This window comes from Methylorubrum podarium, from assembly GCF_022179745.1.
In the GTDB taxonomy this organism is placed as follows: Bacteria; Pseudomonadota; Alphaproteobacteria; order Rhizobiales; family Beijerinckiaceae; genus Methylobacterium; species Methylobacterium podarium.
In genome coordinates this window covers 1-1,832 of sequence record NZ_BPRD01000730.1, presented here as the reverse complement: position 1 = coordinate 1,832, position 1,832 = coordinate 1, and the positions used below count along the sequence as shown (strand labels likewise).

Genomic DNA, 1,832 nt, shown 5'->3' with positions numbered 1-1,832 from the left:
CGCGCGGGCACGGCGCCGAGGGCTGGGGCCAGCGCGACGAGCGCGAGGAGGAGGGGACGGAGAACGGGACGGGCCATCAGCCCTCGGCGCCGTGCCCGCGCGGGCCGACGACGACGGCGAGCGGGCGCGCCGCGCCCTAGAGCGGGGCGAGATCCGCCCCCTCGACGCCGTGCTCGCCGCCGCCCGCGCCGCCGTGCCGGGGGACGTCGTGGCGCTCGACCTCAAGCGCGACGACGGGCGCTGGCTCTACAAGCTGCGCATCCTCGGCACCGACGGGCGCCGCCGCGACGTGAAGATCGATGCCAGCTCCCTCAAGCTCCTCGACGTGGACGACGATGATTGAGGTCGATCGGACAAGGGCGGCGGCAAGGACGATGACATGCGCATCCTCGTCGTAGAGGACGAGCCGCGCATCGCGGCCGACATCCGCGAGGGCCTCGAACGGGCCGGCTACGTCGCCGAGATCGTCGGCGACGGCGAGGCGGCATGGTTCCGGGCCGAGACCGAGACCTACGACGCCATGGTGCTCGACCTCGGCCTGCCCCGCCTCGACGGGCTCGGCGTGCTGCGCCGCCTGCGCGGGGCCGGCGTGGCGCTCCCGGCGCTGATCCTCACCGCCCGCGACGGCTGGCGCGAGCGGGTCGAGGGGATCGACGCGGGCGCCGACGACTACCTCGTCAAGCCGTTCCGGATGGAGGAGCTGGTGGCGCGGCTGCGGGCCATCCTGCGCCGCACCGCCGGCCACGCCTCCCCCGTGCTGCGGGCGGGCGCGGTCGAGCTCGACACCCGCACCCGCGCGGTCTCGGTGGCGGGCCGGGAGACCGATCTCACCGCACTGGAATACCGCCTGCTCGCCTTCCTGCTCCACCGCCAGGGGCAGGTTGTGCCGGCCGGCGAGCTGCTCGACCACCTCCACGGCAGCGGCAGCGACCGCGAGGCCAACGCCCTGGAGGCCCTGCTGACCCGGCTGCGGCGCAAGCTCGGCCCCGGCATCATCGAGACCCGTCGCGGCCACGGCTACCTCGTGCCGGCCGATCCGTCCGGCGGTGCGGAGCCACGATGAGCCCGAGCGCGTGATGCCGGTCCTGACACGGGGCTCGCTGCGCCTGCGGCTCGGCCTCGCCGCCGCGGGGCTGATCGCCCTGGCGCTGGCGCTGGCGGGCGTGGGGCTGACGCTGATCTTCGACCGGGTGCTCGACGCCCGCACCGCCGACGGCCTCGACCGGACCGCCAAACTCATCGCCGGGCAGGTCGCCCTGGCCCCGGACGGCGCCCCGACCCTGCCCCGCGAGCCGCCGGATTCGCGCTTCTCGACGCCCTATGGCGGCCTCTACTGGCAGGTCGAGCGGCAAGTCGAGCAGCAAGTCGCGCACGCGGGCGGCACGCCCCTGCGCTCGCGCTCGCTCTGGGACAGGCGGCTCGGCACGGTTCCTGACGGCTCCGAAGAGCCGGCCATCGGCGACCTCGCCGGGCCGGACGGCGGACGGCTCATCGCCGTCACCCGCCGCGTCACGATTTCCGACAAGGGCGCCCCGGTCACCCTCGCCGTCACGGTGGCGGAGGACCGCCGCGACCTCGCCCAGAGCCGCGCCACCTTCCTGCGCCTGCTGGTGCCCTCGCTCTTCGCCCTGTTCGCGGCGCTGACGCTCGCCATGTCGCTGTTCGTCCGCCAAGCCCTCGCGCCGTTCCGGACACTCCGGGCGGATCTCGCCGCGATCCATGCCGGGACGCGGGCGCGGCTGCCCGAGACCTTTCCGGAGGAGGTGCGCCCGCTGGTGGCCGACCTCAACCGCCTGCTCGACGCGCAGGAGCGCGACCTGGAGCGGGCGCGC

The 1,832-nt window shown here is 75.4% G+C and carries 2 protein-coding genes and 1 pseudogene; all 3 read left to right on the top strand.

Annotated elements, in window-relative coordinates; genetic code table 11:
* Positions 1-91 precede the first annotated feature (91 nt).
* Complete coding sequence (locus MFF42_RS26295) at positions 92-343, top strand: PepSY domain-containing protein (protein WP_306423567.1); 252 nt, start codon at positions 92-94, stop codon at positions 341-343.
* Between the two features lie 36 nt (positions 344-379).
* Positions 380-1,063, top strand: coding sequence for a response regulator transcription factor (locus MFF42_RS26290; protein ID WP_238258890.1), 684 nt, complete (start codon positions 380-382; stop codon positions 1,061-1,063).
* Positions 1,064-1,085: 22 nt separating this feature from the next.
* A pseudogene (locus MFF42_RS26285) lies at positions 1,086-1,832 on the top strand (sensor histidine kinase); the annotation flags it as partial.

Bases quoted from the DNA above. Each gene is read 5' to 3' on its own strand.
- MFF42_RS26290 (WP_238258890.1), top strand. From the start codon at position 380: ATGCGCATCCTCGTCGTAGAGGACGAGCCGCGCATCGCGGCCGACATC.